The 4,066-nt window shown below is 51.4% G+C and carries 5 protein-coding genes and 1 pseudogene; all 6 read right to left on the reverse strand.

Annotation, left to right across the window (positions count from 1 at the left end; translation table 11 throughout):
- Positions 1–126 precede the first annotated feature (126 nt).
- A complete protein-coding gene (locus RMO35_RS02475) occupies positions 127–528 on the reverse strand; it encodes a glutamyl-tRNA amidotransferase (RefSeq protein WP_309738340.1) in 402 nt (133 codons plus the stop codon).
- 79 nt (positions 529–607) lie between these two features.
- Positions 608–895: an MSMEG_0570 family nitrogen starvation response protein gene (locus RMO35_RS02480; RefSeq protein ID WP_309738342.1), complete on the reverse strand. Its 288-nt coding sequence runs from the start codon at positions 893–895 to the stop codon at positions 608–610.
- Positions 896–956: 61 nt separating this feature from the next.
- Positions 957–1,910: a sll0787 family AIR synthase-like protein gene (locus RMO35_RS02485; RefSeq protein ID WP_309738343.1), complete on the reverse strand. Its 954-nt coding sequence runs from the start codon at positions 1,908–1,910 to the stop codon at positions 957–959.
- Positions 1,910–2,413: an MSMEG_0567/Sll0786 family nitrogen starvation N-acetyltransferase gene (locus RMO35_RS02490; RefSeq protein ID WP_309738345.1), complete on the reverse strand. Its 504-nt coding sequence runs from the start codon at positions 2,411–2,413 to the stop codon at positions 1,910–1,912. Before RMO35_RS02490 ends, RMO35_RS02485 begins: the two co-directional genes overlap by 1 nt.
- A 194-nt stretch (positions 2,414–2,607) precedes the next feature.
- Positions 2,608–3,696, reverse strand: coding sequence for an MSMEG_0568 family radical SAM protein (locus RMO35_RS02495; RefSeq protein ID WP_309738344.1), 1,089 nt, complete (start codon positions 3,694–3,696; stop codon positions 2,608–2,610).
- A gap of 121 nt (positions 3,697–3,817) precedes the next feature.
- Positions 3,818–4,066: pseudogene (locus tag RMO35_RS02500) on the reverse strand (aliphatic nitrilase); the annotation flags it as partial.

The following is a 4,066-nucleotide window of genomic DNA, read 5'->3' on the forward strand; positions in this document are numbered from 1 at the left end:
GCTGACGATTAATTTAGCCGAGCGCGGTGCTAACGCCAAACGTCACACGATCTTTCAAGATTACCGCGATGAATTGATGGTGTTGCTCCGTCAATATGGAGCGGAGGGCTTAGTCGCAGCAAAAGTTTAGAACGCAGAGCGGATTTGGATCGATCTGGTGTAATTTCGCCAGCCACCAAAGCGGGTGATTTCCGGTTGTCCCTCACATAAAAATGGTTCGCCCAGCACGCCCAAAACTTCACGATTGTCTGCTAATTTAATTTTGCCAATGCACAATCCAGCAGGTTCTTGGTGCAATATCTGGGCTAATCCAGCGAGGGGTAACGACCAGATCTCGATCGCGATCGCCGCTCCACCCTGAGTCACTCTCATCATCGCCGGATGCCGATTTTCGATCGACCACAAGCGATAAATTGGCGCGGTTGTAGTTTCATACCCGAACTGGGCACCCACCTGTTGCAAATTGCCATTTAGCTCCAAACCCAGCATCAAGGTGCCATTAACAGCCAGTTCGCAAGTATCTAACATATATTCGACGGTAGCTCTTAGTAAAATGTTCGGGAAACATAGAATTATACTTGCAACTACTCACATCTCGCACACAGATCTATTCAATAAATTCAATAACTCGAATGCTCTGGCTGGTGCCCGAATTAAACTGCGCTGCTTTAGATTTAATCTCGGCTAATTGACCGATCGCCAAACCGCAGGGTTTACCATATTTGGCAAGCACTCGATCGCTAGCAATATTCAGAGCCGTCTGAGCGCGATCGACAAAATCAGCCAGTTCGTAATCTCGATCTCGCTCGAAATATTTTTTGACGATCGAAGATGGCGAATAACAAGTTTCTTCTGAACCATCCGGCCATTGAATTTTAAAGCGAGTTTCTGGCATGGGTCTTAATTGAGAATTGAGAATTGAGAATTGAGAATTGCCTTTGTTATCTTGAAATAACTTATCCAAATCCAGTGAGGTGTTCGCGATCGAAATCCCAAAACACAGTTGATTCTTGTTGTGATTTGAGAATTAATTGAGGACTATCGCTGACTTCGCCAATATCTTCGCAGGTAATTTGACGATCGCGGAACATCTGTCGGACGATAGGGACATTTTTGGGATGGACGCTGAGTAAAAATCCGTAACTGGGAAAACTGACGAGCCAGCGATCGACTGGTATTTCTGGCGGTCGAGGAATGGCATCGAGATCCAGCACAGCTCCACATTTAGAGGTTTCTAGCAGCATTAGAGTCGTGCCGATGATTCCCCCCATGCTGATGTCCTTTCCCGCAGCGCACAGTCCATTTTCAGCCAGTTTGGGCAACAGTTCGAGGTCGGCACAAAGTCTAATTGGATCTGTTTCGGTAGCGGCATTCCAGAATGGATATTTGGGATGAGATTTGCCGCGCAGATCGATCGCCATTACCAATCGATCTCCAGGTTGCGCTGTGAAACTAGAAATTAACCGTTGGGCGCGTCCTAAAATCGCCACAGAGAGGGCATTATATTCACTGCGCCCGTTGGTATGTCCGCCGACGATCGGCACTCCATACGCTCGTGCGGCAGCACTCATCCCGGCTAAGAGCGACTGACTAATTGCGGCATCTTGACTCCATAGTGTATCTACAACCGCGATCGGCCTGCCACCCATGGCATAAATATCGCTAACATTTACCATCACTGCACTCCAACCCGCAAACCACGGATCGGATGAGACAAAATCAGGCATCATCCCTTCAGTAGCCAGCAGTAGATAGCCATCGCCGTCAGGAATAGCCGCACAGTCATCGCCCAGGAGGATATCACTAGGGGCGTTCTCTGTGGCAAGAAATCTCGCAACGGTTTGAATATCTTGTTTGTGGACGATACCCAGAGATTGTTTTAGTTTTTGGGCGAGGAGCGCGAGTTCCATTAGGATGCTTGGCTGTATTGCAATGGGCGAATCTCGTCATTGGCAGGATAGAAGTCTAAATCTGCTTGCATCAGGTGGTGGGCGATGCCGCGAATTTCGATTTCTTCGAGCGAATCCCAATGTAAGCGTTGGAAGAAGCGAACGTTTTGGATTTGGACGGTGGCGAGGAATCGATCGCAGCCCCAGGCATTGGCGGTAGTAACGGCTTGATGAATTAATCCTTTACCGATGTGCCAGCCACGACGATAGTCGGGATGGGTGCCCAATCTCCCGCCATACCAGAGGCGGGGTTCGGATTCGTAGATGCGGACGACGCCCAGAACGGCTAAGGATTGGGCATCGGGTGCGACGGCGATGATGGGATGGGCGATCGCATCTAGGCTATCTATATCGTCATGTTGGAATAGGGATTGTTCTTCGACGAAGATTTTGCGGCGCAGGGCGTGGTAGGCGGCGATTTCCGATCGGGTGCGGGCGAGTTTGAATAGGTAGGTGGAGGACATGGTATTGGCTGCTTTAGATGGGACAACGACTGAAGTCGTTGCTTGTGGTGCGAAGTCCGCCTTCGCGGACTGATAAAGATTCCCAACCCGCGTAGGCGGGTTTTGCAACACTAGCGGCGGTTTGCGGCGCGCGCTCGTCGGGTTTCCCGACGGTTTAGCGCGACAAGACACAACCGCTGTGGTTATGTGACGCGCTAAACTTCAAAGCTAGACAAAGCGGAACATGCGCCGCATTTACCGCAGCCTGCTTTAATATCTTTCGCAGACATACCCGATCGATTTAGCAGTCCACCCACCTGCTGGTAAAGGGCAAACATCATCTCGCTACTGGGTGCGGGGTGATGTGCTAATGGCGTACCAGTAATCGGCACAAAAGGCACGACAAAGGGATAAACACCAAGCTCAATCAGTCGATCGCAACCAGCAACCAGAGCCTCAACCGTATCGCCCAATCCAGCCAGGAGATAGGTGCTAACTTGTCCCCGTCCGAATACTTCGACAGCCGCAGCAAAAGCTTGAAAGTAATACTCGACGGGCACATCAGCTTTTCCCGGCATGATTTTGGCGCGCACCTCTGGAGTGATGGCTTCGAGGTGCATCCCCAGACTATCTACCCCCGCATCTTTGAGCTTTTGGAACCACCTAAAGTCATCGGGGGGTTCGCATTGGACTTGAATTGGCAGCTCGACGCGTTGCTTTACGGCTTGGGCGCATTCGGCTAGATAAGCAGCACCGCGATCGGGTGTATTGGGGGTGCCGCTAGTCATTACCAGGTGTTTGACGCCATCCAATCGCACTGCTGCGGCGGCGACTTCCGCCAGTTGAGCGGGGGTTTTGCGGGCGATCGTCCGATCGGCGGCTAGGGATTGCTCGATCGCGCAAAACTGGCAGACAGTCTCGCTATTGCGGTACCGCACACAGGTTTGCAAGACGGTAGTTGCCAGGACATCGTTGCTGTGGAGCAGGGCAATTTTCCAGTAGGGGATGCCGTCTGTGGTGCTAAGGTTGTAAAATTGGGGCGTTTTTGGGAATTCGATCGAGCTGATTTCTCGTCCCTCTATGTGGAGGCTGGCTTGAGTAGAAGCGGGGTCGATGGTGGCTGTATAGGCAGATCGGGCGGCGGTTTCGGTGTAGATGGGCACCATAATCGTGGTACCGTCGATCGTCACCGCCTTATGGTCGGATGGCCCCGCACCGCCTTTTCTCCCAGATACACCAGCTCCGACTTCTACTAGTTGCAATCCTTGGGATTGCAGTTCGGTCATCAATTTTTGTTTGTTCATCGCTCTTATTCCCCTCCGAGGAGGTGCTGGGGTTGGGTTTCGCTAATACGATGAAAGAATCTTTGGCTGTGATGTTGGGTTTCGCTTCGCTCTACCCAACCTACAGATCTACGCTACTGGGCTAATAAATCCCCTCCTTGGAGGGGTGCCCAAAGGGCGGGGTGGGTAAATCTCCGTCGTCACACTCATTCACCACCGCCCACCGACTCGAATTCAATTGCAATTGCAACAGATCGGGACGCGAATAATGACCCACGCTATCCATCATCCGCTTGCGCTTGGTAATCAGCGCGAAATCCAGATCCGCGATCGCGATTCCTTCGCCCTCAGTAATGGGAGGATGCAGGATATTCCCTTCAGGGCTGATAAT

It is taken from the genome of Chamaesiphon sp. OTE_20_metabat_361, from assembly GCF_031364565.1.

Bases quoted from the DNA above. Each gene is read 5' to 3' on its own strand.
- RMO35_RS02475 (WP_309738340.1), bottom strand. From the start codon at position 528: ATGTTAGATACTTGCGAACTGGCTGTTAATGGCACCTTGATGCTGGGT.
- RMO35_RS02480 (WP_309738342.1), bottom strand. From the start codon at position 895: ATGCCAGAAACTCGCTTTAAAATTCAATGGCCGGATGGTTCAGAAGAA.
- RMO35_RS02485 (WP_309738343.1), bottom strand. From the start codon at position 1,910: ATGGAACTCGCGCTCCTCGCCCAAAAACTAAAACAATCTCTGGGTATC.
- RMO35_RS02490 (WP_309738345.1), bottom strand. From the start codon at position 2,413: ATGTCCTCCACCTACCTATTCAAACTCGCCCGCACCCGATCGGAAATC.
- RMO35_RS02495 (WP_309738344.1), bottom strand. From the start codon at position 3,696: ATGAACAAACAAAAATTGATGACCGAACTGCAATCCCAAGGATTGCAA.